Source organism: Thermocatellispora tengchongensis, from assembly GCF_014202315.1.
GTDB classification, from domain to species: Bacteria; Actinomycetota; Actinomycetes; order Streptosporangiales; family Streptosporangiaceae; genus Thermocatellispora; species Thermocatellispora tengchongensis.
This window is the reverse complement of sequence record NZ_JACHGN010000012.1, coordinates 12,763-39,184: the sequence shown is the minus strand read 5'-3', so window position 1 is coordinate 39,184 and position 26,422 is coordinate 12,763. Positions and strand designations below refer to the sequence as shown.

The following is a 26,422-nucleotide window of genomic DNA, read 5'->3' as shown; positions in this document are numbered from 1 at the left end:
TAGTCATTACGTTACCCTTGGTGACGTCCCGGGCCGCGACCTGCGGCCCCTCACCTTTACGGAGGGTTCCCCCATGCGACGCATCGCCTCGACGCTCGCCACCGTAGCCGCGGCCGGAATGCTGGCCCTGTCGCTGCCCTCGGCCGCGCACGCCGCCAACGGCGTGCTGCTGTTGAACGGCGAACTGTACTTCGATCCCAGCGGGTGCTACCCCAGCGATCGGTGGCCGCTGGCCGTGCGCAACGACACCGACCAGGTGGTGGCCATCTACGAGACGCCCGACTGCACCGGCGAGGTGCTGGAGTTCGTCTTCCCCGACGAGTCCTCCATCTCGGAGTTCGGCAACAGCGTCTACGTGCCGTGACGGCGCGGCTCAGCCGGCCGGCGCGGGCTTGATCGCCCTGACGTAGGTCAGCGACGGGCGCAGGTCGCCGGTGGCGTCGATGCGGAACCCCGCGTCGGTGACCCACCCGATGAGGTCGTGACGCAGGTCGTGCCGCATGGCGGGGCCGGTCAGCGCCCCGGCGATCAGCCGGCCGAGACGGCTCGACGGCGGGCGGTACTCCGCGATGAGCAGCCGCCCGCCCGGCCGCAGCACCCGGAACATCTCGCGCACCGCCGCCGCGCGCCCGTCCTCGGGGATGTGGTGCACGGCCAGCGTGGAGATCACCAGGTCGAAGGCGGAGTCGGGCAGGTCGAGCGCCTGACCCTCGCCCACGATGTACTCGCAGTTGGCGGGCGCGCGCTCGCGGGCGTACTCGATCATCTTCGGCGACGGGTCCACCCCGGTGACCCCGCCGTCGTGTCCCGCGGCCGGCGAGATGAGCCGGCTCAGGTAGCCCGTGCCGCACCCGACGTCGAGCACCCGGTGCCCGGCGCGCAGCCCGGCGATCGTCGCCAGCCGGGCGAACACCTCGCGGCGGCGCCCGGCGTAGCCGAGCACGGAGAAGATTTCATAGGCCCGCGGATGGTCGATCACGCCGCCGGCGTGCCCGTGGTGCCCCTTGTGCCGGTCGTGCCCGCCGTGCTCGCGCCCTTGGCCGCCGTGGCGGGCGTGCAGCAGTCTGCCGATGCCCATTGATCGTCCTCCTCCCCGGCCAGTTTAGGCTTCCCCGCCCCCGTGTCCGCGGGTTTCCGCGCGCGGCGCGCCCGGCCGGCCGAGATCAACGCCGAGTTCAGCGCCGCGATCAACGCGGAGTTCAACCGGGGCGCCGGCGCGGTGGGAACTCGCGCATGTGGACGGCCAGCAGGCAGGCGTCGTCCTCGGGGTTGGGGCCGCCGATCTCCTCCAGGAGCCGGTCGAGGTCCTCCTCCAGGGAGGCGGGGCGGAGTTTGGCGGCGGCGGTCAGGGTGTGGGCCAGGCCCTCGTCGATGTCGCGGTGGCGGCGCTCGACCAGGCCGTCGGTGAACATCAGCAGCACGTCGTCGGGGCGCAGCGTGATGCGCGCCTGCTCGTAGGCCCACTCGTCCACGCCCAGCAGCAGCCCGTCCGGCGGCCTGAGCCGCCGGGCCACGCCCTCGCGGACCAGGACCGGCGGCAGGTTGCCCGCCTGGCTCCAGACGAAGCCGCCCGAGGCCGGGTCGAGGTGGCCCACGATCGCGGTGGCGGTGGTGCCGTCGAGCCGGTGGCGCACGAGGTCGTTCAGCCACGACAGCAGCAGGTCGGCCGGGCGGCCGGTCATGGACAGGCCGAGCAGCGCGTGGCGGAGCTGCGCCATCTGGGCGATGACCTCCAGGCCGTGCCCGGCGACGTCGCCGATCGCCAGCAGCACCCGGCCGTCGGGCAGGGGCGCGGCCTCGTACCAGTCGCCGCCGAGGTTGGCGGTCTTCTCGGCCGGGACGTAGCGCACCGCGATGCGGGAGTGGGGCAGCTCGACGGTGGTGCCGGGCTGGGGCAGGATCGCGTCGCGCATGGCGAGGGTCACCTGCCGATCGACGGCCGCCTGCTCGCGCGCCTCGGACAGCTCGCGGCGCGACTGCGACACGATGCGCTCGGCGCGGCGGCGGCTGGTGATGTCCTGGATCAGGCCGTGCACACCCACGCGGCCGGACTTGCCCTCGACGCGTTCGAGCACCGCCCTGACGTTGCGGACGCCGCCGTCGCGGCGCACCCGGAACTCGGCCTGCACGGGCTCCGGCTCGCGGGTGACCTTCCACAGCAGGCGGTCCAGGGTCTGCGCGTCGGCGGAATCGACGTGGGCCGGCAGCTCGTGCAGCCGGATCGGCCCCTGCGCGCGGGACCTGCCGAAGATGACGTACAGGTGGTCGGACCACAGCGCCTCGCCCGATTCGAGGTCCCACTCCGCCCACCCCATGTTCCCCAGCCGCTGGGCGTGCGAGAGCAGCTCGAGCGCGCGGCTCTCGTGCTGGGGGTCGGCGCTGTGCACGAGCCGGCGCACCATGTCGGCCGACGCGGACGGCGGTGGGGCGGTGACGCGGTCGTCACGAGGGAAGAGAGGGGGCTGGAAGCCGCCCACGGCGCCGGCCATGAGTCTCGCTCTCGTGGGATGGGGTGCTATGGGGGCGTTCGCCCTACTAAGCGTGCTCGGTTTGAGACTCAGTGTAGCTATGTGCGCGACAGGTGCGAAACCGTTTCGGGTCCACGCCCCTACGCGTTCACGCACGCCCCGGGCGTACGCCGGGGGTGTGGAGCCGCCCTGGACCGGGAGGGCGCGGCCCCCGGCCTTCGTTAGATTGGTGCCGTGACCTCTGATGACCTCTATCCGGTGACCCGGCTGGCCGCAGTCCGCGAGGCGACGCGGCGCGCGGGCATCGACGCGCTGCTGCTCACGCCCGGACCCGACCTGCGCTACGTCACCGGCTACAACGCGCTCCCGCTGGAGCGGCTGACCTGCCTGGTCGTCCCGGTGGCAGGGGAGCCGTTCCTGGTCGTGCCCCGTCTGGAGCTGGCCGCGGCCGAGCACTCGCCGGCCTCGCGGCTCGGCATCGAGTTCGCGCCCTGGGACGAGACCGACGACCCGTACGCCCTGGTGGCCGCGCGCCTCGGCCGGGTCGCCACCGTCGGCCTGGCCGACCGCATGTGGGCGATGAGCACGCTGCGCTTCCGCGACGCGCTGCCCGGGGCCAAGCAGGTGCTCGCGGGCTCGGTGCTGCGCGAGCTGCGCATGCGCAAGAGCCCGGCCGAGGCCGCGGCGCTGGCCGAGGCGGGCGCGGCGATCGACGCCGTGCACGCGCAGGTGCCCGGCTTCCTGCGCGCGGGGCGCACCGAGCGCGAGGTCGGCCGCGACATCGCCGACGCGATCATCGCCGCCGGTCACGACACCGTCGACTTCGTGATCGTGGGCAGCGGCCCCAACGGCGCCAGCCCGCACCACGAGCTGTCCGACCGGGTCATCCAGGCCGGAGAGCCGGTCGTGGTGGACATCGGCGGCCAGATGCCCAGCGGCTACTGCTCCGACTCCACGCGCGTCTACTGCGTCGGCGAGCCGCCCGCCGAGTTCGCCGCCTACTACGAGGTGCTGATGGCGGCCCAGGAGGCCGCGTGCGCCGCGGTGCGCCCGGGGGCCACCTGCGCCTCGATCGACGCGGCGGCGCGCGAGGTGATCGCCGACGCCGGCTACGGCGAGCGGTTCATCCACCGCACCGGCCACGGCATCGGCCTGGAGACCCACGAGGAGCCCTACATCGTCGCCGGCAACGACGAGCCGCTTGCGCCGGGGTTCGCCTTCTCCGTCGAGCCCGGCATCTACGTCCCCGGCGCCCACGGCGCCCGCATCGAGGACATCGTGATCTGCACCGAGGAGGGCGGCGACCGCCTCAACCACACGCCCCGTACGCTGACGGTGGTATAGGCCGCCGGCGACGACAGGAGCGTGCGGAGATGACCGTCGAGCGCGTGCTGCCGACCCAGGAGGCCCGCGACCTCATCGCGCTGGTCAGGGAGCTTGCCGCCAAGGAGGTCGCGCCGCGCGCCGCGGCCGGCGAGGCGGCCGGGCGCTTCCCGCGCGACGTCTTCCGCACGCTGGGCGCCGCCGGGCTGCTCGGGCTGCCCTATCCCGAGGAGCACGGCGGCGGCGGGCAGCCGTACGAGGTGTACCTGCAGGTGGTGGAGGAGCTGGCCGCCGCCTGGCTGGCGGTCGGGCTCGGCGTGTCGGTGCACACGCTCTCGTGCCACCCGGTCGCGGCGTACGGGAGCGCGGCGCAGCGGGAGGAGCTGCTGCCCGCCATGCTCGGCGGTGACCTGCTGGGGGCCTACTGCCTGTCGGAGCCGCAGTCGGGCTCCGACGCCGCCGCGCTGACCACCCGCGCGGCCCCGCAGCCCGACGGCGGTTACGTCGTGGACGGCGTCAAGGCGTGGACCACCCACGGCGGCGTCGCCGACTTCTACACCCTGATGGCCAGGACCGGCGAGGAGGGCGCGCGGGGGATCTCCTGCCTGCACGTCCCGGCGGGGCTGCCCGGCCTGTCCTTCGGCGCCCCCGAGCGCAAGATGGGCATGCGCTCCTCCATCACCGCCCAGGTCCGCCTGGACGGCGTGCGCCTGCCGCCCGGCTCGCTGGTCGGCGAGCCCGGCGCGGGCTTCCGGATCGCCATGGCCGCGCTCGACGGCGGCCGGCTGGGCATCGCCGCCTGCTCGGTGGGGGTCGCGCAGGCCGCGCTCGACACCGCCTCCTCCTACGCCCGCGAGCGCCGCCAGTTCGGCACGGCCATCGCCGAGTTCCAGGGGATCGGCTTCATGCTCGCCGACATGGCCACCCAGATCGCCGCCGCCCGCGCCCTGTACCTGGAGGCGGCCCGCGACCGCGACGCCGGCCGCCCGTACGGGCCCAAGGCCGCGATGGCCAAGCTGTTCGCCTCCGACGTCTGCATGAGGGTCACCACCGACGCCGTGCAGATCCTCGGCGGTTACGGCTACGTCGAGGACTTCCCGGTCGAGCGCTACATGCGCGAGGCCAAGGTGCTGCAGATCGTCGAGGGCACCAACCAGATCCAGCGCCTGGTCATCAGCCGCGGCCTGGCGCGGCCAGGGGCGTGAGCCCAGCCGGGCGAGGGGCCCGAGCGGTCGGGTGAGCGCGTCGGGTGAGCGGGCCGAGCGAGCGGGCCGGGCGGCCGGGTGAGCGCGTCGGGTGAGCGCCGTCGGGTGAGCGCGGCCGGAGGCCGCGGTCATGCGCCCGGGACCAGTTCGATGCCGGTGACGATCTCCGGCTTGATCCGGATCACGTGGTCCATGTGCCCGCTGACCCAGGGGCGCAGCAGCCCCCGGTAGCGCTCGACCTGGAGGGGGTCGCGCACCAGCTCGGCGGTGCCCCTGACGATCACGCTCCAGCCCAGGTGGGTCTCGTGGTCGATGTCGTCGGCCTCGTAGGCGACCACGGTCACCAGGCCGGCGACGGCCGAGACCGCGGCCGCCCCCACGTGGCTGCGGACGATCACGTGGCCGTCGTCGAGGACGTGGTTGACCGGCCGGATGTCCGGCAGGGCCTGGTAGGTGAACACCAGCCTGCCCAGGGACACCCCCGCCAGCCGCTCCAGCGACTCGGCCTCGGAGAGCGGCTTGATCAGCCGCTCCTGCCCGTTCATCCCGGAGCGCCCGCGGCGCGGATGTCGAACCCGGTGACCAGCTCGGGCCGGATGCGCATCACGACGTCGATGCGCTCGCCGGGCAGCGGGCGCAGGCTCCGCCGGGCCCGCATGAGCTCCCGCGGGTCCTCCACCAGCCCGGCCCGCCCGGTGAGCACCACGCTCCATCCGAGCCGGGTCGCGGCGTCCATCAGGTCGGCCTCGTAGACCACCCGCGTGACCTGGCTCAGCAGCGAGGCGATGGCGGAGTCGTACGGGAGGCCGACGAGCAGGGCGTCGTCGTCCATGGCGTGGCTGACGAGCCTGAGGGCCGGCATCGCGCGGCTGATGAACACGATGCGGCCGAAGCTCACGTTCCCCAGGAAGCGCAGCCCCTCGTCGCGGGACAGCTCCCTGCTCACAGGGCTCGCCGGGCTCTGCGGGCTCACTGGGCTCTCCGGCCTGAGGGGTGTGGCCGGGGTCGCGGGATGGTGCACGGCCCCACGATCGCGCGGCCGGGGCCGCCGCCGATAGGGACCAAGGTCCTTCGTTCGGGCCCGCCGATGCTGGGCAGGGGAGGGGTGTGCCGGACCGCCGTCCGTTATGTCCGATTTGCTACTATTCTGAGTTCAGCTCCCGGTCGTCGCGCTACGGCGTCGCTCCTGCCGGCCGAGCGGAGTGAGGGAGAGGCAGGCGTGGGCGAACAACGTGATCGAGTCTCGGACTCCCCGCCGCCGGACGTGGTGGCGGGGTACAGGGCGCTCATGCGCGGAGTGCGCGACTGGGCCGCCCGGCGCCTGCGGCCCGCCCTCCCGCCCGCGTCCCCGTCCTCCGCGGGGCTGTCCGGCTTCCAGGAGGCCGGAGCCGGCTTCTGGTCCTGGAACCTGGTCACCGGCGAGGTGACGCTCGACCCGGTGGCGTGCTCGGTGCTCGGGATCGGGCCGGAGGGCCACGACGGGCGGATGGACACCTGGCTGGCCCGCCTCCACCCCGATGACCTGGGCCGGGTGCCCGCCGTGCGGGACGCGGCCATCCAGGCCCACGACGCCTTCAGCGTGGAGTACCGGGTGTGCCGGCCGGACGGGACCTTCCGCTGGGCGCGCGAGTGCGGCCACGTCGCGCTCGGCGAGGACGGCCGTCCCGCCCGGGTGGCCGGCGCGCTCTGGGACACCACCGAGATCCCCTGCGGCCGCGAGCCGATGGACCGGGCCCTGCTCAGGATGCGGGACGGGTTCCTGGTGCTCGACGCCGACCTGCGCGTCACCTTCGCCAACGCCGAGGCCGAACGCCTGCTCGGCGCGCGCGGCGCGCTGCTCGGGCGGCGCCCGTCGCAGGTCCTCCCCGGCGTCGTCGCGCAGGACCTGGAGCGGTCCTGCCGGCGCGCCGCCGCCGAGGGCGCGCCCGTGGACCTCGACGTCGAGTGGCCCGGCGACCGCCGCTGGTACCACCTGCGGCTCGGGCCGGTGAACGGCGAGGTGACCGTCTACATCACCGACTTCACCGCCAAGCGGCTGGACGCCCAGCAGCGCGCGGCGGCCGAGCAGGCGGCGGCCGAGCGCACGGCGCGCATCCAGGAACTCACCACCGCGCTCGCCGAGGCGCTGACCACGCGGGACGTCGTGGAGGCCGTCGCCGAGCACGTCATGCAGCCCTTCAACGCCGCCGGCCTCGTGGTCGCCGACATCAGGCCCGGCGAGCGGCAGATCGCCGGGGCGGTGGGGTACCCCGCGGAGTTCATGAACGCCATCGGGGGAGAGAAGATGCTGCGACACGGCCCCATCGGCGACATCGTGCGCAGCCGCACGCCCCTGTGCATCGGCAGCGTCGAGGAGTACGTCAGGCGCTACCCGCACCTGGCGGACGTGCCGGCGGCGGGCGGCAAGCAGGCCTGGGCCTTCCTGCCGCTGATCGCCTCCGGGCACGTCATCGGCTGCTGCCTGATCTCCTTCGCCCGGCCCCGGCACTTCACCGGCGAGGAGCGCGGCCTGCTCCTGGCGATCAGCGGCCTGGTCGGCCAGGCGCTGGAGCGGGCCCGCCTGTACGACGCGGAGCGCGCCCGCGCCCGGGAGCTCCAGCGCGCCCTGCTCCCGCGCGTCCTGCCCGCCCTGCCCGGGATCGCCGCCGCCGCCCGATACCTGCCCGTCGGCAAGGACATGGAGGTCGGCGGCGACTGGTACGACGTGATCCCGCTGTCGGCCGACCGGGTCGCGCTGGTCATCGGCGACGTGATGGGCCACGGCATCTCCGAGGCCGCCACCATGGGCCGCCTGCGCACCGCCGTGCACACCCTCGCCGACCTGGAACTGCCCCCGGACGAACTGCTCGCCCACCTCAACGACCTGGTCATCGGCCTCGGCGACGACTTCTACGCCACCTGCCTGTACCTGATCTACGACCCGGCCGACCGCGCCTGCACCTTCGCCAGCGCCGGCCACCCCCCGCCGGCCGTCGTCCACCCCGGCGGCACGGTGATCTTCCCCGGCACGGACCCCGACCCGCCGCTCGGCGCGGCCACCCCTCCCTTCGCCGCCACGGAGCTGACGCTGCCGGAGGACACCCTGCTCGTGCTGTACACCGACGGCCTCGTCGAGTCCGCCGGCCCGGACATCGACGAGGGGCTGGCCGAGCTCGGCCGTACGCTCTCCGCGGCCTGCGCCGGCCGCGACCTCCGCCGCAGGCGACACGACCAGCCCCTCCTCGCCGAGGCGGCCCCGGCCCCCGCGCCGGGGGACGGCGAGGGCGACGGGCCCCTGCACGTCCTGTGCGACTCGCTGATCGCGACCCTGCTCCCCGCCCACCAGGCCACCACCGACGACGCCGCGCTGCTCATCGCCAGGACCCGGGCGCTGCGGGCCGAGGACATCGCCTGCTGGGCGCTGCCCGAGGACCCCGTCGCCGCGGGCGAGGCCCGCAAGCACGTGCGCGAGCAACTGTCCGCCTGGAACCTGGACGCCCTGTCCATGACCACCGAGCTGCTGGCCAGCGAGCTGGTCGGCAACGTCATCCGGCACGCCCGGGGCCCGATCACCCTGCGCCTGATCCGCGGCCGGGTGCTGACCTGCGAGGTCTCCGACGGCAGCCTGACCACGCCGCGCGTACGGCGGTCCTCCGAGACCGACGAGGGCGGCCGGGGCCTCCAGCTCGTCACGGCGCTCGCCCAGCGCTGGGGCACCCGCTTCACCCCGGAGGGCAAGAGCATCTGGACCGAGCAGCCCCTGCCCGATTCCCCCTTGTGACGGGCTCTTCCGGGCGGCTCGCGCTCTCGTACGATTGGGGCGTGCAGGGCCTTCTCCGCTCGTTATGGCGCGAGCCCCGTCCCCCCGGCGTCCCGGCGCGGGTGTGGCGCGACTGGCTGCTCGTGGGCGTGCTCGTGCCGGCCGCCGTGCTGGAGGGAGTGCTCCGGCCCGACCTCCCCTGGGGGGCCGCCTCGGTCGTCCTCACCGCCGCTGTGATGCCCACGCTGCTGTGGCGCCGCACCCGGCCGCTGGCGATGCTGGTGATCGCCCTGGGCGCCGCGCACGTGGCGCCGTTGCTGATCATCGGCTCCACCCCGGACAACAACGCGCTGGCGTTCGTGGTGGTGCTGGTGTACGCGCTGTTCCGGTGGGGGTCCGGGCGTGAGGCGATGCTCGGCGTGCCGGTCATGTTCGGCTCGATGGGGCTGGCGTTCGCGTTCGGCCGCATCCCGCCCTCCGACGTGGTCGGCGGGCTCATCGTCCTGTCCTCGGCCGCCGCCCTGGGCTTCGCCTTCCGCTACCGCGCCGGCGCCCGGCTGCGCGAGCTGGACCGGGTCAAGCTGCTCGAACGCGAGCAGCTCGCCCGCGACCTGCACGACACCGTCGCCCACCACGTCTCGGCGATGGCGATCCGCGCCCAGGCCGGCCTGGCCACCTCGGCCACCCGGCCGGAGGCCGCCGACGAGGCGCTGCGCGTGATCGAGGCCGAGGCGGCGCGCACCCTCACCGAGATGCGCGCCATGGTGCGCCTCCTGCGCCGCAACGAGCCGGTCGAGCTGACGCCCGGCCGCCGGATCGCCGACATCGAGCAGCTCGCCGGGCGGGGCCGCGTCGGCCCGTCCGTCAAGGTCACGATCGAGGGCGACGTCGAGGCCGTCCCCCCGTCGGTCGGCGCCGCGATCTACCGCATCGCCCAGGAGTCGATCACCAACGCCAGGCGGCACGCCCGCCACGCCACCCGCATCGACGTCCACGTCGCCGCCGACGACACCTCGGTGCGGCTGCACGTCAGCGACGACGGCGACGCCGGCTCCGCGCGCTCGCACGTCACCCCCGGCTACGGCCTGCTCGGCATGATCGAGCGGGCCGGCCTGCTCGGCGGCACCTGCGAGGCCGGCCCGAACCCGGGCCGGGGCTGGACGGTGACCGCCGTGCTACCCCGGGCGGGAGCGGCCACGTGAGCATCGAGGCGGCGACGTGAGCATCAAGGACGTGAGCATCAAGGTGGCCATGTGAGCATCAAGGTGATCGTCGCCGACGACCAGGAGATCGCCCGCACCGGGCTGCGGATGATCCTCGACGCCCAGCCCGGCATCGAGGTCGTCGCCGAGGCCGGCGACGGCCGCCGCGCCGTGGAGCTGGCCCGCCGCCTGCGCCCCGACGTGTGCCTGTTCGACATCCGGATGCCCGGTCTCGACGGCATCGCCGCCACCCAGGAGCTGGCCGGGCCCGACGTCGCCGACCCGATCGCCGTCGTCGTCATCACCACCTTCGACCTGGACGAGTACGTCTACTCCGCCCTGCGGGCGGGCGCTCGGGGGTTCCTGCTCAAGGACGCCGGCCCAGACCTGCTCGCCCAGGCCGTGCGCGCCGCCGCCAACGGCGACGCGCTCATCGCGCCCAGCATCACCGCGCGGCTGCTCACCGCCTTCGCCGGCTCCGGCCCCGCCGCGCGGCCGCCGCAGCCGATCGAGGCGCTCACCGACCGCGAGGAGCAGATCCTGGCCACGGTGGCGCGCGGCCGGACCAACAGCGAGATCGCCGACGAGCTGCACATCTCGCTCAGCACGGTCAAGAGCCACATCGCGAGCCTGATGGCCAAGCTCGGCGTCCGCAACCGGGTCGAGATCGCGATGTGGGCCTACGAGACCAAGCGCATCCGCAACTGATCGGGCCGGGCCGAGGGGGCCGATCGGCCGGTCACGTCGTCGTACTTTCGGCGGTACTGCTCCGGGGACGCCGCTGGAGACACTGGGCGCGTCGGCATGAGCCCGCGACGATTCGGGAGATGTGATGAAGGCGTTCGTCCTGCGCGGTTACGGCCCGCCCACCGCCCTGGAGCTCACGGAGATCGGCACCCCGGTGCCCCGCGACGACGAGGTGCTGGTGCGGGTGCGCGCCACCTCCGTCCAGCCCTACGACTGGCACCTGATGCGCGGCGAGCCGTACGTCGCCCGCCTGATGGGCGGCGGCCTCGGCCTGTTCGGCCCGAAGATCCGCATTCTCGGCGCGGACGTGGCCGGGGTGGTCGAGGCGGTGGGCGCGGCCGTGACCGGGTTCCGCCCCGGCGACGAGGTGTTCGGGATGCCCAAGCAAGGCGGCTTCGCCGAGTACGTCTGCGTCCGCGCGGACGAGCTGGCGCCCAAGCCGTCCGGCCTGACCTTCGAGCAGGCCGCGGCGGTGCCGCTGGCCGCGGGCACCGCCCTGCTGGCCGTGCGCGACCAGGGCCGGGCCGGGCCGGGGCGCAAGGTCCTGGTCAACGGCGCCTCGGGCGGCGTGGGCACCTTCGCCGTCCAGATCGCCAAGGCGTACGGCGCCGAGGTCACCGCCGTGTGCGGCCCGCGCAACACCGACCTGGTCCGTTCGCTGGGCGCGGACGAGGTTATCGACTACACCAAGCAGGACTTCCCCCGCGACGGCGGCCACGACGCGCTGGTGGACGTCTGGGGCGGCCGGCCGGTCTCGGTGTGCCGCCGGGCCCTGCGCCGCGATGGCGTCTACATCCTCGTCGGCGGGCCGGGCGGCCGGTGGGTGCAGCCGGTGGGCCGGGTGTTCGGCACCCTGGCGCGGGCGCCGTTCGTGCCGCAGCGGATCGTGCTGACCGACGTGGTCCGGTGCGAGCACACCCGGGAGAACCTGATCACCCTCACCGCGCTGATCGAGAAGGGCGCGGTCACCCCGGTCATCGACCGGACCTACCCCTTCGCGGAGATCCCCGAGGCCGTCAGGTACCAGGAGGAGGGCCGCGCCCGGGGCAAGGTCGTCATCACGGTCTGAAGGATCACGGTCTGAAGGTTGTTCACAGTCTGAAGGTTCATGGTCTGAAGGTTCACGATCTGAAGGCGCGACCGCGCCCGGTGCCGCTCCGGATCGCTGCTCACGGGGGGATCGCCACCCCCCTCATCATGCCCCTGACCTGCGCCGAGGCCGCCGGTGTGATTAGCGGGGCGGTGTCCGGATAGTCTGCATGGGAGAAGGAGTTCGGATTTCTGTCGCCATCGTGCGCGTGGGAGTCCTTTCACCGCCGAGAAGGGGCCTATGGCGCATCCGAGCACGGTGGACCGGCTGGCCGCCGGCGACCACGTCTGCTGGACGTTCGACGATCATGAACGGCATCTGGAGGCGCTGGTGCGCTTCGTGCGCGGGGGCCTGGAGCGGGGCGAGCAGGTGCTGTACTTCACCGACACCTTCCTGCCGGAGGCGTTCCTGGTGGCACTGGGCGGCTACGGCGTGGACGCCGCGGCGGCGCAGGACGGCGGGCGGCTGCGGGTGACCTCCGCCGACGACTCGTACCTGGCCGGGGGGTTCTTCGAGCCCGAGCGGGCGCTGGAGGGCTGGGTCAAGGCGATCCAGGACGCCCGGGGCGAGGGGTACGCGGGGCTGCGGGTGGCGGTCGACATGGGCTGGACCGCCCGCCTCGCGCCGGGGCTGGACCGGCTCGTCTCCTACGAGCGGGAGGTCAACCGGATCTTCTCCGAGGGGTACGCCATGGCGCTGTGCTGCTATGACCGCCGCCTGTTCACCGCCGCCGAGCTGGAGCGGCTCGGCGCCGCCCACCCGGGTACCGCCCGCGGCGGCGCGGGCACCGACGAGGAGTGGACCCCGCTGCTGCGCATGCGGCGCGAGGGCGGGGTGCTGACGCTGAGCGGCGAGGCCGACGCCACGAACCAGGACGCCCTGCGCGTTATGGTGGAGGACGTGGTGGAGTCGGCGCGAGACGCGGGCGGGCACGCGGTCATCGACGTCAGTGCGCTGACCTTCGCCGACCTCGCCGCCGTCCGACTGCTCGCCGGCGCGGTCACGGCCGGCTCGGCCCGGCTGAGGGGCGCGGGCCCGTGGCTGACCGACGTGCTGGCCCTGGTCGGCGTGCACGATCCGGGCGAGGGGAGCGCGCGATGAGCGCAGGCCCCTTCGAGCACGCGGGCCCCTTCGAGCACGCAGGCCCCTTCGAGCACGCGGGCCCCTTCGAGCACATCGGCCTGCTGTACTCCACCCCCGCCGAGTACGCCGCGGGCTGCGGCGCGTTCCTGCGCCGCGCCCTCGACCGCGGCGACCCGGCCATGGTCGCCGTCCCCGGGCCCAACGGCGCGTTCCTGCGCGAGAGCCTGGGCGCCGAGGTGGCGGACCGGGTGTCCTTCGCCGACATGACGGTGGCCGGGCGCAACCCCGGGCGGATCATCCCCCGCGTGCTGCTCGACTTCGCCCGGCGGCACCGGGGCAGGCGGGTGTGGATCATCGGCGAGCCGATCTGGCCGGGGCGCACCGAGCTGGAGTACCCCGCCTGCGCCGCCCACGAGGCGCTGATCAACCTGGCCTTCGCCGGGCGCGACGCGGCGATCCTGTGCCCCTACGACGTGGTGGGCCTGCTGGATGAGGCCGTCTCCGACGCGCACCGCACCCACCCGGTCATGGCCGACGCGTCCCGCTCCTGGGCCAGCGCGGCCTACGACGACCCGGTGCGCACGGCCGCCGGGTTCGACCGGCCGCTCCCGCCGCCGCCCGCGACCGCCCGCTCCCGCGGCTTCGCCTCGCCCGGCGAGCTGGGCGCGCTGCGCGCGTTCGTGGCCGCGCGGGCCCGGGCCGAAGGGCTCGGCGCCGCCGTGGTGCACCGGGTCCTGCTGGCGGTCAACGAGGTGGCCACCAACGCCTTCGAGTACACCCCCGGCGGCTGCGAGGTCACCGCGTGGGGCGAGCCCGAGGCGTTCGTGTGCCAGATCGACGACGCCGGCCACATCGAGGAGCCCCTGGCGGGCCGCCTCCCGCCCGACGACCCGCTGGAGCGCGGGCAGGGCCTCGTCGCGGTCAACGAGGTCACCGACCTCGTACGCGTCCACCGCCACCCCGGCGGCACCACCACCCGCCTGCACTTCGCCCGCGGCTGAGGCTCGGCGGGCGGCCACCTGCCAGGCCGCGCCGGGCCGGCGAAGCGCCGGCCGGACGGGACCCGAAGGTCAGCCGCGACGGCTGCGGCTCCTGCGCCAGGAGAAGCCGCCCGGCAGGTTGACCGACACCGTACGCCGCCCGTCCGGGCCGTGGGTGATCCGGAAGAGGCGGTTGCCGTAACTGTGGCCCACGCCCCGGTGGGACAGGTTGACGCGGAACGGCCCGAGCTTGATGGACTTGCGGAAGCTGAGCCCCATCGTTTCTCCTTTTCGATCGGTAACGGGACCGTCAACTACCCGTAAACGGCCCCGGCACCACCCCGGCGCCCGGAGCGTCCACGTTTCGCCTGCTCTGGGGGGGTACGGGGTCACCAGGAACACCGGACGAAGGAGGCCAGTGATGCCGCAGAGCGTACGCGAGATCATGAATACCGGGCTGGTCTGTGTACCGCCGGACGCCTCCCTGGTCGACGCCGCCAGGGAGATGAGGGACAAGGGCATCGGCGACGTCCTCGTGGTGGAGGACGGGCGGCTGCGCGGCATCCTCACCGACCGCGACATCGTCGTGCGCTGCGTCGCGGAGGACAAGCCGCTGCGCGACACCAAGGTCGGCGAGGCGTGCAGCGAGAACGTCTCCTGCCTGAAGCCGGACGACGACGCCGACCGCGCCGTGGAGATGATGCGGGCCATGGCCGTGCGCCGGCTGCCCGTGTGCGAGGACGACCGCCCCGTGGGCGTGCTGTCCCTCGGCGACCTGGCCAGGGAGCGCGACCCGCACTCGGCGCTCGCCGACATCAGCTCCGCCCCCCGTAACACCTGACCGCTCCCGCGCGCCCCGCGAGCGCGCCCCGGAGAGGCATCCGAACGAACGAGGGGGATGTGCCGATGAACGCTCGCCGTACCGCGGAGGGCCCGGACGCCGGCGTGGTGTTCGTGCTCCGCGACTCGCAACCGCTGCGCACGGCCGCCGCGGCCGGGCTGGGGGCCTGCGCCGGGGCCGCGGCGGCGTACCTGCTCGATCCGGACCGGGGCCGGGCGCGCCGGGCGCGCCTGCGCGACAAGACCGGCCACACCGTGCACGTGATGCGGAACGGGGGCGGGGTGCTGGCCCGCGACCTGTCCAACCGCGGGCGCGGAGTGGCCGGCAACGCCCGCTACCGGATCGCCGGGCGCAGGGTGGACGACCGGGTCCTGCACGAGCGCGTCCGCGCCGAGCTGGGCCGGCACGTCGCCCACCCGCACGCGGTGCAGGTCCAGGTGCGCGACGGCGCCGTGACGCTGACCGGCGACGTGCTGGAGGGACAGGACCGGCAGGCCCGCAAGGCGGTGCGCCGCGTGCCCGGGGTCAGGCGGGTCGAGACGCGCTGGACCGTGCACCGCGACACCGCCGGCGTGCCGCAGCTCCAGGGCCGGGGCCGTCCGCGCGAGCCGGTGCCCGAGCTGTTCCAGCAGACCTGGTCGCCGACCGCCCGCCTGCTCGCGGGCTGCGCGGGCGTGACGGGCTGGGTCATGGCCCGCCGCCTGCCCGCCCCGTTCTCCTGGGCGGCGCGCGGCGCCGCGGCGGCCATGGCCACGCGCGCCGTGACGAACCTGCCCATGCGCCGGCTCACCGGCGTCACCGCCGGCAGGCGCGCGGTGGACATCGAGGACGCCGTGACGATCTCCGCGCCGGTCCGCGAGGTGTGGTCCATGATCGCCGACTACAGCGCGTTCGAGCAGTGCATGCCGGACGTGCTGGAGGTGCGCCGCTCCGCCGACGGCCGCGTCTCGCACTGGAAGCTCGACGGCCCGGCCGGCATCCCCATCCGCTTCGACGCCGAGGAGACCCGGCGCGAGGAGGGCCGGGAGATCGTCTGGAAGACCGTCGAGGGCCAGCTCATCGCGCACACCGGCGCGGTGCGCCTGACGCCGGAGGGCGAGGACCGCACGCGGGTGCAGGTGCAGCTCACCTACAACCCGCTGGCCGGGGCCGCGGGCCACGCCGTGGCCAGGCTGCTCGGCACCGACCCGCGGCGCAGGCTCAGGGAGGACCTGTCCCGGCTGAAGACGTACGCCGAGAGCCGGGCGCGCCGCCCGGTGGCGGGCTCGGCCCCGGCCACGTGAGAGCCGCGGCGATCTACCGCGGCCTTCGCGGCACCTGACCGGATCGCGGTCGTGCGTGACCAACATTTGACCCGGCGGTCCCGAGGCATTGCCCGCCACCGGGTGTCGAGTGGTCGTCCCCGGGCAGGGCCTCATCGAGGGATAAAACACCCGTTCAGTCTGTGGGAGGACGGTGTCACCCATGGTTCGTGACACACCGATCAGGCAGCATCCAGACCTGGTGGAGATGCGTGAGCGCTACGACATCGCGGCGGCCAACCCCGCGGTGCAGGTGGCCGACGGCCTGACCCTGCTGAGCGGTGTCTACCTCGCGCTGTCGCCGTGGATCGTGGGATTCACCGAGCGCGGGGCACTCACCGTCAACAACCTCATCGTCGGGATCGCGGTCGCGCTGCTGGCGCTCGGGTTCAGCTCGGCCTTCGGCCGTACCTACGGCATAGCGTGGGTGGCCCCGCTGCTCGGCCTGTGGACCATCTTCGCGCCCTGGATCATCCGGGGTGACCAGGCCACGACGGCGACGATCTGGAACAACGTCATCGTCGGCATCATCATCACCGTCCTCGGGCTGGCCGCCCTGGGCGCGGGCATGATGCGCAGGAGGTGAGACGCCAAGCCCCGGGCCGGTGCCGCACGGCGCCGGCCCGACGCGTGCCGGGCGCTTAACCCACGCAGGCGGGGTACGGCGGAGAGCATGGTGAACGTCATCGACCGCGAGGGCGTGCGACGGCTCCTCGCGACCTCGCGGGCCCGGCTCGTCGAGGTCCTGCCCGAGAAGGAGTACGCCTGGGCGCACCTGCCCGGCGCGGTGAACCTGCCGCTCAGGAGCCTGGACGAGGCGGCGGCCGGCACGCTGGACCCGGCGGAGCCCGTCGTCGTCTACTGTCACGACCTGGTCTGCGACATGAGCCCGCGTGCCGCGCACCGGCTGGAGCACCTCGGCTTCCCCGATGTCGCCGACTACGCGGCCGGCAAGATGGACTGGATCTCCAGCGACCTGCCCTACGAGGGCGAGGCCGACCTGGTCGGCCCGCACACCCGCCGCGACCCGGTGACCGCCCGCCTCGACGACCCGATCGGGCAGGTCGGCGACCGGATCGTCGCCGACCCCGCCGGGCTGTGCGTGGTGGTGGACGAGCACGACGTGGTCCAGGGCACGATCGGGCCGCGCGAGCTGGCCGGCACCGACGGCGCCGCGACGGCCGGCGAGGCGATGCGCTTCGGCGTCCACACCGTGCGTCCCAGCGAGGAACTGGCCTCGCTCCTCCAGCGCCTGGACCGCGCCGGCTCCGACCACGTGGTGGTCACCAGGACCGACGGCACCCTCGTGGGCCTGCTCGTCGTCGGGGCGCTGCGCGGAGCACCCGGCTGGGAGCCCGACCTCGGCTGAGCGCGCGGGCGGTCCACCGCGGGTGGCGGGTGGTTCCCCTCAGTGGACGGGGCTTATGCTGGCGGGATGTCACTGGAGGAGATCATCGCGATCCGGGTGCGCGAGAGCCGGCAGGACCGGCGGATCTCGCTGGCCGAGCTGGCCCGGCGTACCGGGATGTCCAAGGCGATGCTCTCCAAGATCGAGAACGCGCAGACCTCGTGCAGCCTGTCCACCCTGGCCAAGCTGGCCGAGGCGCTCCAGGTGCCGGTGACCGCGCTGTTCCGCGGCGTGGACGCCGAGCGCGAGGCGGTGTTCGTCCCGGCCGGGCACGGCGCCCAGATCATCCGCCGCGGCAGCAACGTCGGCCACCTGTACGAGCAGCTCGGCTCGCTGCGCGGCGAGCACAAGCGCATGGAGCCGCTGCTGGTCACGCTGACCGAGGCCAGCGAGGTGTTCCCGCTGTTCCAGCACGCCGGGACCGAGTTCCTGTACATGCTGGAGGGCGTCATGGTCTACGGCCACGGCGAGGCGCGCTACGAGATGCACGTCGGCGACGCGCTGCAGTTCGACGGCGAGGGGCCGCACGGGCCGGTGGAGCTGATCGAGCTGCCCATCCGGTTCCTCACCGTCACCGCCTACGGCACCATCGGCCCCGGCCGGTAGCTATCGCGCGCCCGCGGCGGCCCGGTGGCCGGCCAGGGTGAAGCGGGGGTCGGGGGAGGGCGCCCCCTCGGCCAGGTCGGCCGCCAGCTCGCCGATCAGCGGGGCGAACTTGGCGCCGTGGCCGGAGCAGGGCGAGCAGATCACGAGCGGGCCCTCCCGGTCCAGGACGAAGTCCTCGGTGATGGTCGAGGTGTACAGGCAGCTCGTCTCGCCGAACGGCTCGGGCTCCAGGCCGGGCAGCCACTCGCGCACGTACGCGGCCACACGCTCGCGCGCGGCCGGATCGACCACCCCGGAGCGGGTGTCGGCCGTGGTGGGGGTGCCGCCGTCGTGCTCGGCGACCTTTCGCCCGCCGCCGGGGCCGCCGTCGCGGCCTCCGGGCAGGCTGTAGCACGACACCCCCTCGTCCTTGTGCACGACGACCGGCCAGTCCACGTCCGGGTCGCGGCGGGGGAAGTGGAAGGCCTGCTGCTGGGTCACCGTCAGCGGCGGCAGCGGCACCAGGCCGCCGGCCAGGCCGGAGACCCAGGCCCCCGCCGCGACCACCACCCGCCTGGCGGCGACCGTGCCCCGCTCCGTCTCCAGCCGCACGCCCCCCTCGTACGGCGTCAGCCGCAGCACCGGGGTCCGCGGATGGAACGACGCCCCGGCCGCCCGCGCCCGCGCCGTGAACGCGGCCACCGCCCTGGCGGCGTCCACGGTGCCCGCCTCGGGGTGGAACAGGACCGGGCCGGTGAAGCGCAGCCCCGGCCAGCGCCGCCCGGCCTCGGCGGCGGGCATGAGCTCGTGCTCCACCCCGGCACGGGCCAGCACCGCGGCGATCCCCCCGGGGTCGCGCAGCCCGCCGTGGTCGAGCCCTCCGGTGATCCGGATCAGCCGCTCGCCCGACTCCCGCTCCAGCTCCCGCCACAGCGCCATCGCCCGGCCGGTCATCGCGACGTAGAGGGGGTCGGGGTAGGCGCGGCGGACGATCCTGGCGCTGCCGTGGGAGCTGCCGCGATCGTGGCCGGGCGCGAACCGCTCCAGCAGCGCCACCGCGCGCCCGCGCCGCGCCAGCGCCCAGGCGGTGGCCGCGCCCATCAGCCCGGCCCCGGCCACCGCGATCTCCACCTCCCGGGGCAGGTCGTCGCCGCTCATCGCCCCGTCCCGGGAATCCAGTCGGTGCCCGCCAGCGGCACTCGGGCCATCGCGGCCGACTCCACGGTCAGCGCCACCAGGTCCTCGGGCTCCAGGTTGCGCAGGTGCGCCTTGCCGCAGGCGCGGGCGATGGTTTGGGCCTCCATCGTCATCACCCGGATCAGGTTGGCCACCCGCCGCCCGCCCTCGACCGGGTCCAGCCGCGCGGCCAGCTCCTCGTCCTGGGTGGAGATCCCCGCCGGGTCGCGGCCGTCCTGGTAGTCGTCGAAGTACCCCGCCGCCGAGCCGAGCTTGCGGTACTCGGCGTCCCACTTGGGGTGGTTGTCGCCGAGCGCGATCAGCGCGGCGGTGCCGATGGCCACCGCGTCGGCGCCCAGCGCCATGCACTTGGCCAGGTCGGCGCCGTTGCGCACCCCGCCGGAGACGACGAGCTGGACCCTGCGGTGCAGCCCCTCCTCCTGCAGCGCCCGCACCGCCTGGGGGAGAGCGGCCAGGGTGGGGATGCCGACGTGCTCGATGAACACCTCCTGCGTCGCGGCGGTGCCGCCCTGCATGCCGTCCACCACGATCACGTCCGCGCCCGCCTTGGCCGCCAGCTTGACGTCGTAGTACGTCCGGGTGGCGCCGACCTTGACGTAGATCGGCTTCTCCCAGTCGGTGATCTCGCGCAGCTCCCGGATCTTGATCTCCAGGTCGTCCGGGCCGGTCCAGTCGGGGTGGCGGCAGGCGCTGCGCTGGTCGATCCCCGGCGGCAGGGTGCGCATCGCCGCCACCCGGTCGGTGATCTTCTGCCCCAGCAGCATGCCGCCGCCGCCCGGCTTGGCGCCCTGGCCCAGCACCACCTCGATCGCGTCGGCCCGGCGCAGGTCGTCGGGGTTCATGCCGTAGCGCGAGGGCAGGTACTGGTAGACCAGCGTCTTGGAGTGGCCGCGCTCCTCCGGGGTCATGCCGCCGTCGCCGGTGGTGGTCGAGGTGCCCGCCTCGCTCGCGCCCCGGCCCAGCGCCTCCTTGGCCTGCGCCGACAGGGCGCCGAAGCTCATCCCGGCGATGGTGACCGGGGTGGCCAGGCGCAGCGGGCGGGTGGCGTGGCGGTCGCCGAGCACCACGTCGGTGTCGCACCGCTCGCGGTAGCCCTCCAGCGGGTAGCGCGACATGCTCGCCCCGAGGAACAGCAGGTCGTCGAAGTGCGGCACCCTGCGTTTGGCGCCCCAGCCGCGGATGTCGTACACGCCGGTCTCGGCGGCCCGCTGGATCGCCGCGATCGTGGCGCGGTCGAAGGTCGCCGACTCGCGCAGGCCCAGGGCCGCCGGGTCGTCGTGCATGGAGGTCTCCCGTCAGTAAGAGTTGCCGGTGGTGAAGTGGTACAGGCGGCGCGCGGAGCCGTACCGGCGGAACCCGGCCGGGTCGTCGTCGCGCCCGGCCGCCTTGAGCAGCATGGCCAGCTCCGCCAGGTGCTCGGGGCCCATCTCCTTCTCCACGCAGTCGGCCCCCAGCGACCGCACCCGGCCCTGGACGTAGATGCGGGCCTCGTACAGGGAGTCGCCCAGCGCGTCGCCCGCGTCGCCGCACACCACCAGGCGCCCGGCCTGCCCCATGAACGCGCTCATGTGGCCGACGTCGCCGCCGACGACGATGTCCACCCCCTTCATGGAGATGCCGCAGCGGGCCGAGGCGTCGCCGTCGATCACCAGCAGGCCGCCGTGCGCCGTTGCGCCCGCGGACTGCGAGGCGCTGCCGCGCACCCGCACCGTGCCGGACATCATGTTCTCCGCCACGCCCACGCCCACGTTCCCGTGGACCGTGACCGTGGCGTGCTGGTTCATCCCGGCGCAGTAGTAGCCCGCGTGGCCGTCGATCACCACGTCCACGGCGGCGTCCAGGCCCACGGCCAGGTTGTGCGCGCCGCCGGGGTGCAGCACCCGCCACGACGTGCCGGGCTCGGCCCGGTGCAGCGCGCCGTTCAGCTCCCGTACGGACGCCGACCGCAGGTCGATCTCGGTCACCGGCGCCATGTGCGGACCTCCTCGGGCTCGGGTTCGAAGATGCGCGCGGACTCGATGCCCGGCAGGGCGGCCAGGCAGCGGTACTCGGAGGCCATGGCCACCCACGCGTCGGTCTCGGCGACGACCGCGGGCTTGCACGCGATGGCGTCGCGCACCACGGCGAAGGCGTCGCCGGTGGTCACCAGCAGGGTGTAGAAGCCGTCGAAGCGCTCGCACAGCGCCAGCAGCGCCTTCTCCAGGTCCATCCCCTCGGCCAGGCGGTGGGCCACGAACCGGGCGCCCACCTCGGTGTCGTTGTCGCTGTCGAAGACGGCGCCCTCGGCGATCAGCTCCCGGCGGATCGTGGCGTGGTTGGCGAAGGAGCCGTTGTGCACCAGGCACACGTTCTCCCCGACCGAGTACGGGTGCGCGCCCTCGGGCGTGACGGCCGACTCGGTGGCCATCCGGGTGTGCGCGATGCCCTGCCAGCCGCTCGCCTCGCGCAGCCCGAACTCCTCGATCAGCGCGTCGGGGTGGCCGACGCCCTTCAGCACGGCCAGCCCGGTGCCGCGCCCGGTGACGACCGCGCGCGGGAACGCCGCGCGTACGGCCGCCTCCAGCTCCCCGGCGTCCAGCTCCGCGCTGCGCACCACGACGGCCTGGCCCGCGGCCACCGCCTCGGCGCCCACGCGGGCGGCGACCTCGGCGGCCGGGACGCCGAGACTGGTCAGGCTGACGGTCGCGCACCCCGGCGGGCTCAGCCGCGGGTCGCCGTACAGCGCCACCCCCGCCGAGTCGGGGCCGCGCTCGGCGGCCTGGTGCAGCATGCCCGCGAGCAGCTCGCCCAGCCTCGGGCGCAGCGACGGATCGCGGACCTGGATGCCTGAGATGCCGCACATGGTGGTCCTTTCGTGAGACGGCGGTTCAGACGGTTCAGACGGCGGTTCGGACGGCGGTTCAGACGGCGGTGAGATAGCGGTCCAGCTCCCAGCGCGTGACCGTGTTGTGCCAGCCGTAGAACTCCTCCCGCTTCAGCTCGGCGTAGTAGGCGCTGACCCCGGCCTCGGGATCGACCGCGTCCAGGACGCCGCGCACCACGTCGTCCCCCTCCAGCGCGTGCACCGCGTCCAGCAGCGTGCGCGGCAGGCCCGGTCCCCGCCGCGCTCCGGGCGCGCCCGGGTCCAGGCCGCGGTGCACCCCGTCCAGTCCCGCCTCCAGCGCCGCCGCCGCGGCGAGGTAGGAGTTGGCCGAGCCGTCGCCGCCGCGCAGCTCGACCCGGTTCCCGTCGGGCACCCGCACCAGGTGGGTGCGGTCGTTGCCACCCCAGGACGCCTCCCGCGGCGCCCAGGTGGCGCCGGAGGCCGTGGTGGTCGCGCCGGTGCGCTTGTAGGAGTTGACCGTGGGCGCGATCAGCGCGTGCATGGCCGGGGCGTGCGCGACCAGCCCGGCTATGAAGGCGTACGCGGTGCGGCTCAGCCCCATCCCGTACGGGTCCTCACCGGAGGCCGGGAAGAGCGCCCGCTCGCCGTTCCACAGCGACAGGTGCATGTGCAGCCCGTTGCCGGTGCGGTCGGCGAACGGCTTGGGCATGAACGTCGCGGTCATGCCGCGCTGCTCGGCCAGCATCTGCACGATGTAGCGCAGGGTCACGATCCTGTCGGCCGTGGTGAGCGCGTCGGCGTGGTGGAAGTTCTGCTCGAACTGCCCGTTGCCGTCCTCGTGGTCGCTGGCGTACGGGCCCCAGCCGAGCTGGACCATCGCGTCGGAGACCGCGGTCAGGTGCTCGTACATCCGGGTCAGGCCGCGGGCGTCGTAGCAGGGCTGGTCGGCGTCGTCGCCGGCGTCGGCGACCACCACCGAGCCGTCGGCGGCGCGGCGGACCAGGAAGTACTCCAGCTCCGCGCCGCTGACCAGCGACATGCCCTCGGCGGCGGCGCGCTCGGCGAGCGTGCGCAGGATGACGCGCGGCGCGAAGGCGTACGGGCGGCCTTCCACGTGCGGGTCGCAGTGCACCAGGCCCAGGCCGGGCCGGACGAAGGTGAGCGGCGTGTACGACCGCACGTCCGGGATCGCGATCACGTCGGGGTCGCGGGGCTGCTGGCCCATGCCGCCGGCCGCGTACCCGGCGAAGCCGACGCCCTCGCCCTCCAGGGCGTCGGCCGCCTCGACCGGCACCAGCTTGGCGCACGGCTTGCCGGTGAGCGTGGTGAACATGGCGAGCAGGAACCGAACGCCGTCGGCCTTGGCCAGCGAGGTGAGGGACTGGGTGGCGTCAGGGCCGGGGGCGGCGGGGGCCTGGGCCGGTGCAGGGATCACGGGGACGGTCACGGGCACTCCCCAAGAACGGTGAGGTGTTCACTGACATTATCTGAAGTGTCATGGCGGTGAACATCTCTGCCATGTCGGCAGTGTTACGGCCGCGTTAACCCGTTTTCGCGCCCGACCGGCCCCCGGCCTCCGCCGGGATCGGCGGCACAGGGCCGCCCCTGGTCTCAGCGGCCCCGGCGTCCCCCGAGGGCGGCGACACCGGCCCCGGCCGCCAGCACCACCACGACCGCCAGCGCGGTGAGGACCAGCGGCAGCCCGGCCAGGACGAGGAGCACCGCCAGCGCCGCCGCGACGGCGGCCGTCGTGCCCCAGACCGCCGAGGCCCGGTGGCGCCCGTCGCCGGCGGGCTCGGGCCGCAGCGCGGCCTGGACGCCGGTCACCAGCCCGAAGGCCACCAGCCCGTTCACATAGGCCAGCACGTTGAGCGTCACGTCCTGCGCCTCCGCGCCGTCCCCCGACGACAGGCCGTCCACCAGGGCCACGAGCACGAGCGGCTGCAACGGCAGCACGGTGAGCGCGACCCACACCCGGTGCCGGCCGAACAGGCGCCGGGCCGCCGGGATCGAGAACACGATCGCCCAGACGATCACGCTGAGCGGCAACAGCAGCGAGATGGTCACGCGGTCCTCCGTCCGTCGCGGCGGGCCCGCCGGAAGGAGATGACGCGCAGCACCACCGCCGCGGCCGTGCCCAGGCAGATCCAGGCGATCACGCCCGCCCAGAATCCGGCCCCGGCCCAGGTCAGCGGCCCGTCCGTCACGCCATAGGCGTTCCGGCCCTGCTCCGCCGTGACCTCCCGGCCGTAGTCCGCCCACTCCGCCGACGCGTAGGTCAGCACGCCGGCCGCGATCTGCGCCAGGACCGCGAGGAGGAACGGGCGATGACGCGGCGCCGCGGGCGGGCCCACCGCGCTGCCCGGATCGGCGGTCGTGGCCGCGGAGAGCGGACGCGCGACGGGGCGGGGCCGCACCGGCGTCGGCGTCGGAGCCGGGCCCGGCGTCGGAGCCGGCGCGGCCCCCGCGGGCGGCGCGTGACCCAGGATCGTGTGCAGCAGGTCGTCGGCGCTGGGCCGGTCGTCCGGGTCCTTGGCGAGGCACGACGCCACCAGGTCGCGCATGTCGCCGGGAAGCCCGGTGAGGTCGGGCTCGTGGTTGAGTATCCGGTTGAGCACGGCAGGGATGCTGTCCTGGCCGAAGGCCGGCGTGCCCGTGGCCGCGAACGCCATCGCGATCCCCCAGGAGAACACGTCGGAGGCGGGCCCGACCCGCTGCCCGGCCACCTGCTCCGGCGACATGTACGTCGGCGTGCCCACCACGCCGCTGGACGCCAGCGTGGTGCTCTCAAGGGCCCGGGCGATGCCGAAGTCGATCACCCGCGGCCCGTCGGGGCCGAGCAGGACGTTGCTCGGCTTGAAGTCGCGGTGCACGATCCCCGCCTGGTGGATCGCGCGCAGCGCCGCCGCGGTGGCCAGGGCCAGGCGGCGCAGGCCGCCCTCGTCGCGCGGCCCGTCGCGGGTGATGAGCTGCTGCAGCGACTCGCCGTCCACGAACTCGCTGACGATGTAGGGCCGGTCGCCCTCGATGTCCACCGCCAGCACCCGGGCCGTGCTGAACGGCCCGACCCTGCGGGCGGCGTCCACCTCGCGCAGGAACCGGCGGCGGGACTCCTCGTCCCGGGCCAGCCGGGCGTGCAGGATCTTCACCGCGACCGGAGCGCCCGACGCGTCGTGGCCGAGGTAGACCGCGCCCTGCCCGCCCTCGCCCAGCAGACCCGTCAGCGGGTACGGCCCCGCCTGCCGGGGGTCGTCGCGCCTCAACGGCTGAGGCATCGGCGGCCCTCCGTCCCCCCGCATTCGCATGTCACGAGGAGATCGGGGGTGACGGGCGCGGCGTTACGGCCTGCCGTGACCGCGGCCCGGGGCGGGGCCGCCGGTAGAGGCCCGGACGACCAGGCGCGCCGGGAGCACCACCGCCTGCGCGGTGCGCGGCCGGGCGCCGCCCAGCACCGAGATCAGGCCGCGGACCGCGGCGCGGCCTTGGGCGCGCAGCGGCGCCGCCACCGTGGTCAGGCCCGGGGTGACCAGCTCCGCGCCGAAGATGTTGTCGAAGCCGACCACGCTGACGTCCTCCGGCACGCGCACGCCCGCGGCCTGCAGGCCGCGCATGAGGCCGATCGCGAGCTGGTCGTTGTAGGCGATGACCGCCGAGGCCCCCTGGCGGCCCACCCCCTCGGCGGCCAGGGTGCCCCCGGGGATGGTGGGCGGGTAGGGCCCGATCCGGTTCAGGCGCAGCCCCAGCTCGGCCGCCGCCTCGCGCAGCGAGCGCCACCGCATGCCGTCGGCCCACGACGCCTCCGGCCCGGCGACGTAGGTGACGGCGCGGTGCCCCAGATCGGCCAGGTGCCGGGCGGCCATCCGCATGCCCTGGGCGTTGTCGCTGACCACGCTGGGCACGTCGGCGACCTCCCGGTTGAGCACGACCGTCGGCCGCTGCTTGGCGGTCATCCTGATCGCCGAGTCGGACATGCGGGAGCCGGTGAGCACCACGCCCTCGACCGCCGGCAGCGCCCGGTCCAGGGCCTCCCGCTCCTGCCGGTCGGACTCCTGGGCGTCCACGAGCAGCAGGACGTACCCGGCCTCCGCCGCGGCCGACTCCGCGCCCCTGATGATCTCGCCGTAGAACGGGTTGGTGATGTCGGCGATCACGCAGGCGAGCATCGAGGTGCGCCCGGTCGGCAGCGCGCGGGCCAGCGGGTTGGTGCGGTAGCCCAGCTCGGCCGCGATCCGGCGGATGCGCTCGGCGGTCTCGGCGTTGACCCGCCCCGGGCGGGAGAAGGCCCGCGAGACCGTCGAGGGGGCGACCCCGGCGGCCCGCGCCACGTCGTAGATCGTCGGGGGATGCCGCCGCTCGGGCGGGTCGGGGTCGGCCACGGCCTTCACCTACTCGGGGTCGTGCGGGGGGCGCGACAACAGATGGCAACCGC

The 26,422-nt window shown here is 74.5% G+C and carries 27 protein-coding genes; 14 read left to right on the top strand and 13 right to left on the bottom strand.

Annotated features, from left to right (window positions below; genetic code table 11):
- The first annotated feature begins 73 nt into the window (after positions 1 to 73).
- On the top strand, positions 74 to 364 hold the full coding sequence (locus HNP84_RS26725) for a hypothetical protein (RefSeq protein WP_185052676.1): 291 nt from the start codon (positions 74 to 76) through the stop codon (positions 362 to 364).
- 9 nt (positions 365 to 373) lie between these two features.
- Here the strand turns inward: HNP84_RS26725 and HNP84_RS26720 are convergent, their stop codons facing one another.
- Positions 374 to 1,078 carry a class I SAM-dependent methyltransferase gene (locus HNP84_RS26720; protein WP_185052675.1) on the bottom strand — a complete coding sequence of 235 codons (705 nt, stop codon included), beginning with the start codon at positions 1,076 to 1,078 and terminating at the stop codon, positions 374 to 376.
- 121 nt (positions 1,079 to 1,199) lie between these two features.
- The gene (locus HNP84_RS26715) at positions 1,200 to 2,489 is read right to left on the bottom strand and encodes a PP2C family protein-serine/threonine phosphatase (protein ID WP_185052674.1); all 1,290 of its coding nucleotides are present in this window, start codon (positions 2,487 to 2,489) and stop codon (positions 1,200 to 1,202) included.
- A gap of 213 nt (positions 2,490 to 2,702) precedes the next feature.
- Here HNP84_RS26715 and HNP84_RS26710 point away from each other — a divergent pair, with 213 nt between their 5' ends.
- On the top strand, positions 2,703 to 3,812 hold the full coding sequence (locus HNP84_RS26710; protein WP_185052673.1) for a M24 family metallopeptidase: 1,110 nt from the start codon (positions 2,703 to 2,705) through the stop codon (positions 3,810 to 3,812).
- Positions 3,813 to 3,841: 29 nt separating this feature from the next.
- Positions 3,842 to 4,996 carry an acyl-CoA dehydrogenase family protein gene (locus HNP84_RS26705; RefSeq protein ID WP_185052672.1) on the top strand — a complete coding sequence of 385 codons (1,155 nt, stop codon included), beginning with the start codon at positions 3,842 to 3,844 and terminating at the stop codon, positions 4,994 to 4,996.
- A gap of 128 nt (positions 4,997 to 5,124) precedes the next feature.
- Here the strand turns inward: HNP84_RS26705 and HNP84_RS26700 are convergent, their stop codons facing one another.
- Together HNP84_RS26700 and HNP84_RS26695 are read right to left on the bottom strand one after the other, a co-directional pair.
- The gene (locus HNP84_RS26700) at positions 5,125 to 5,541 is read right to left on the bottom strand and encodes a pyridoxamine 5'-phosphate oxidase family protein (protein ID WP_185052671.1); all 417 of its coding nucleotides are present in this window, start codon (positions 5,539 to 5,541) and stop codon (positions 5,125 to 5,127) included.
- The gene (locus tag HNP84_RS26695; protein WP_185052670.1) at positions 5,538 to 5,969 is read right to left on the bottom strand and encodes a pyridoxamine 5'-phosphate oxidase family protein; all 432 of its coding nucleotides are present in this window, start codon (positions 5,967 to 5,969) and stop codon (positions 5,538 to 5,540) included. The genes HNP84_RS26700 and HNP84_RS26695 overlap by 4 nt, the downstream gene beginning before the upstream one ends.
- Before the next feature lie 315 nt (positions 5,970 to 6,284).
- On the opposite strand from HNP84_RS26695, the gene HNP84_RS26690 reads away from it, so the two are divergent.
- The 6 genes from HNP84_RS26690 to HNP84_RS26665 all read left to right on the top strand — a co-directional run bounded on the left by HNP84_RS26690 (position 6,285) and on the right by HNP84_RS26665 (position 13,858).
- A complete protein-coding gene (locus HNP84_RS26690) occupies positions 6,285 to 8,756 on the top strand; it encodes a SpoIIE family protein phosphatase (RefSeq protein WP_185052669.1) in 2,472 nt (823 codons plus the stop codon).
- A 41-nt stretch (positions 8,757 to 8,797) separates the two neighbouring features.
- Entirely contained in the window at positions 8,798 to 9,937 is a 1,140-nt protein-coding gene (locus tag HNP84_RS26685) for a sensor histidine kinase (RefSeq protein ID WP_185052668.1), read from the top strand.
- Between the two features lie 51 nt (positions 9,938 to 9,988).
- A complete protein-coding gene (locus tag HNP84_RS26680; protein ID WP_185052667.1) occupies positions 9,989 to 10,645 on the top strand; it encodes a response regulator in 657 nt (218 codons plus the stop codon).
- Between the two features lie 124 nt (positions 10,646 to 10,769).
- Positions 10,770 to 11,753, top strand: a complete 984-nt coding sequence (locus tag HNP84_RS26675; RefSeq protein WP_185052666.1) for an NAD(P)-dependent alcohol dehydrogenase — start codon at positions 10,770 to 10,772, stop codon at positions 11,751 to 11,753.
- A gap of 261 nt (positions 11,754 to 12,014) precedes the next feature.
- Positions 12,015 to 12,875 carry an MEDS and STAS domain-containing protein gene (locus tag HNP84_RS26670; protein ID WP_185052665.1) on the top strand — a complete coding sequence of 287 codons (861 nt, stop codon included), beginning with the start codon at positions 12,015 to 12,017 and terminating at the stop codon, positions 12,873 to 12,875.
- The gene (locus HNP84_RS26665) at positions 12,872 to 13,858 is read left to right on the top strand and encodes an anti-sigma factor RsbA family regulatory protein (protein ID WP_185052664.1); all 987 of its coding nucleotides are present in this window, start codon (positions 12,872 to 12,874) and stop codon (positions 13,856 to 13,858) included. Before HNP84_RS26670 ends, HNP84_RS26665 begins: the two co-directional genes overlap by 4 nt.
- Before the next feature lie 69 nt (positions 13,859 to 13,927).
- Here the strand turns inward: HNP84_RS26665 and HNP84_RS26660 are convergent, their stop codons facing one another.
- Positions 13,928 to 14,116, bottom strand: a complete 189-nt coding sequence (locus tag HNP84_RS26660; protein WP_185052663.1) for a DUF4236 domain-containing protein — start codon at positions 14,114 to 14,116, stop codon at positions 13,928 to 13,930.
- Between the two features lie 142 nt (positions 14,117 to 14,258).
- On the opposite strand from HNP84_RS26660, the gene HNP84_RS26655 reads away from it, so the two are divergent.
- From HNP84_RS26655 to HNP84_RS26635, 5 genes are all read left to right on the top strand, one after another.
- The gene (locus HNP84_RS26655) at positions 14,259 to 14,678 is read left to right on the top strand and encodes a CBS domain-containing protein (protein ID WP_185052662.1); all 420 of its coding nucleotides are present in this window, start codon (positions 14,259 to 14,261) and stop codon (positions 14,676 to 14,678) included.
- Positions 14,679 to 14,743: 65 nt separating this feature from the next.
- Positions 14,744 to 15,961 carry an SRPBCC family protein gene (locus HNP84_RS26650; protein ID WP_185052661.1) on the top strand — a complete coding sequence of 406 codons (1,218 nt, stop codon included), beginning with the start codon at positions 14,744 to 14,746 and terminating at the stop codon, positions 15,959 to 15,961.
- Positions 15,962 to 16,142: 181 nt separating this feature from the next.
- Entirely contained in the window at positions 16,143 to 16,565 is a 423-nt protein-coding gene (locus HNP84_RS26645; protein ID WP_185052660.1) for an SPW repeat protein, read from the top strand.
- An 87-nt stretch (positions 16,566 to 16,652) separates the two neighbouring features.
- A complete protein-coding gene (locus HNP84_RS26640) occupies positions 16,653 to 17,348 on the top strand; it encodes a rhodanese-like domain-containing protein (RefSeq protein ID WP_185052659.1) in 696 nt (231 codons plus the stop codon).
- 66 nt (positions 17,349 to 17,414) lie between these two features.
- The gene (locus HNP84_RS26635) at positions 17,415 to 17,993 is read left to right on the top strand and encodes a helix-turn-helix domain-containing protein (RefSeq protein ID WP_185052658.1); all 579 of its coding nucleotides are present in this window, start codon (positions 17,415 to 17,417) and stop codon (positions 17,991 to 17,993) included.
- On the opposite strand, the gene HNP84_RS26630 is transcribed toward HNP84_RS26635, so the two are convergent.
- From HNP84_RS26630 to HNP84_RS26595, 8 genes are all read right to left on the bottom strand, one after another.
- Complete coding sequence (locus HNP84_RS26630) at positions 17,994 to 19,130, bottom strand: FAD-dependent oxidoreductase (protein WP_185052657.1); 1,137 nt, start codon at positions 19,128 to 19,130, stop codon at positions 17,994 to 17,996.
- Complete coding sequence (locus tag HNP84_RS26625) at positions 19,127 to 20,452, bottom strand: FMN-binding glutamate synthase family protein (RefSeq protein ID WP_185052656.1); 1,326 nt, start codon at positions 20,450 to 20,452, stop codon at positions 19,127 to 19,129. The genes HNP84_RS26630 and HNP84_RS26625 overlap by 4 nt, the downstream gene beginning before the upstream one ends.
- Positions 20,453 to 20,464: 12 nt before the next feature.
- Positions 20,465 to 21,142, bottom strand: a complete 678-nt coding sequence (locus HNP84_RS26620; RefSeq protein WP_185052655.1) for a glutamate synthase — start codon at positions 21,140 to 21,142, stop codon at positions 20,465 to 20,467.
- Entirely contained in the window at positions 21,130 to 22,011 is an 882-nt protein-coding gene (locus HNP84_RS26615; protein ID WP_185052654.1) for a class II glutamine amidotransferase domain-containing protein, read from the bottom strand. The genes HNP84_RS26620 and HNP84_RS26615 overlap by 13 nt, the downstream gene beginning before the upstream one ends.
- 58 nt (positions 22,012 to 22,069) lie before the next feature.
- Positions 22,070 to 23,440, bottom strand: coding sequence for a type III glutamate--ammonia ligase (gene glnT / locus HNP84_RS26610; protein ID WP_221336790.1), 1,371 nt, complete (start codon positions 23,438 to 23,440; stop codon positions 22,070 to 22,072).
- Positions 23,441 to 23,604: 164 nt separating this feature from the next.
- A complete protein-coding gene (locus tag HNP84_RS26605; protein WP_185052653.1) occupies positions 23,605 to 24,060 on the bottom strand; it encodes a hypothetical protein in 456 nt (151 codons plus the stop codon).
- On the bottom strand, positions 24,057 to 25,268 hold the full coding sequence (locus HNP84_RS26600) for a serine/threonine-protein kinase (protein WP_185052652.1): 1,212 nt from the start codon (positions 25,266 to 25,268) through the stop codon (positions 24,057 to 24,059). Before HNP84_RS26600 ends, HNP84_RS26605 begins: the two co-directional genes overlap by 4 nt.
- A 63-nt stretch (positions 25,269 to 25,331) precedes the next feature.
- Entirely contained in the window at positions 25,332 to 26,369 is a 1,038-nt protein-coding gene (locus HNP84_RS26595; RefSeq protein WP_185052651.1) for a LacI family DNA-binding transcriptional regulator, read from the bottom strand.
- Positions 26,370 to 26,422 lie beyond the last annotated feature (53 nt).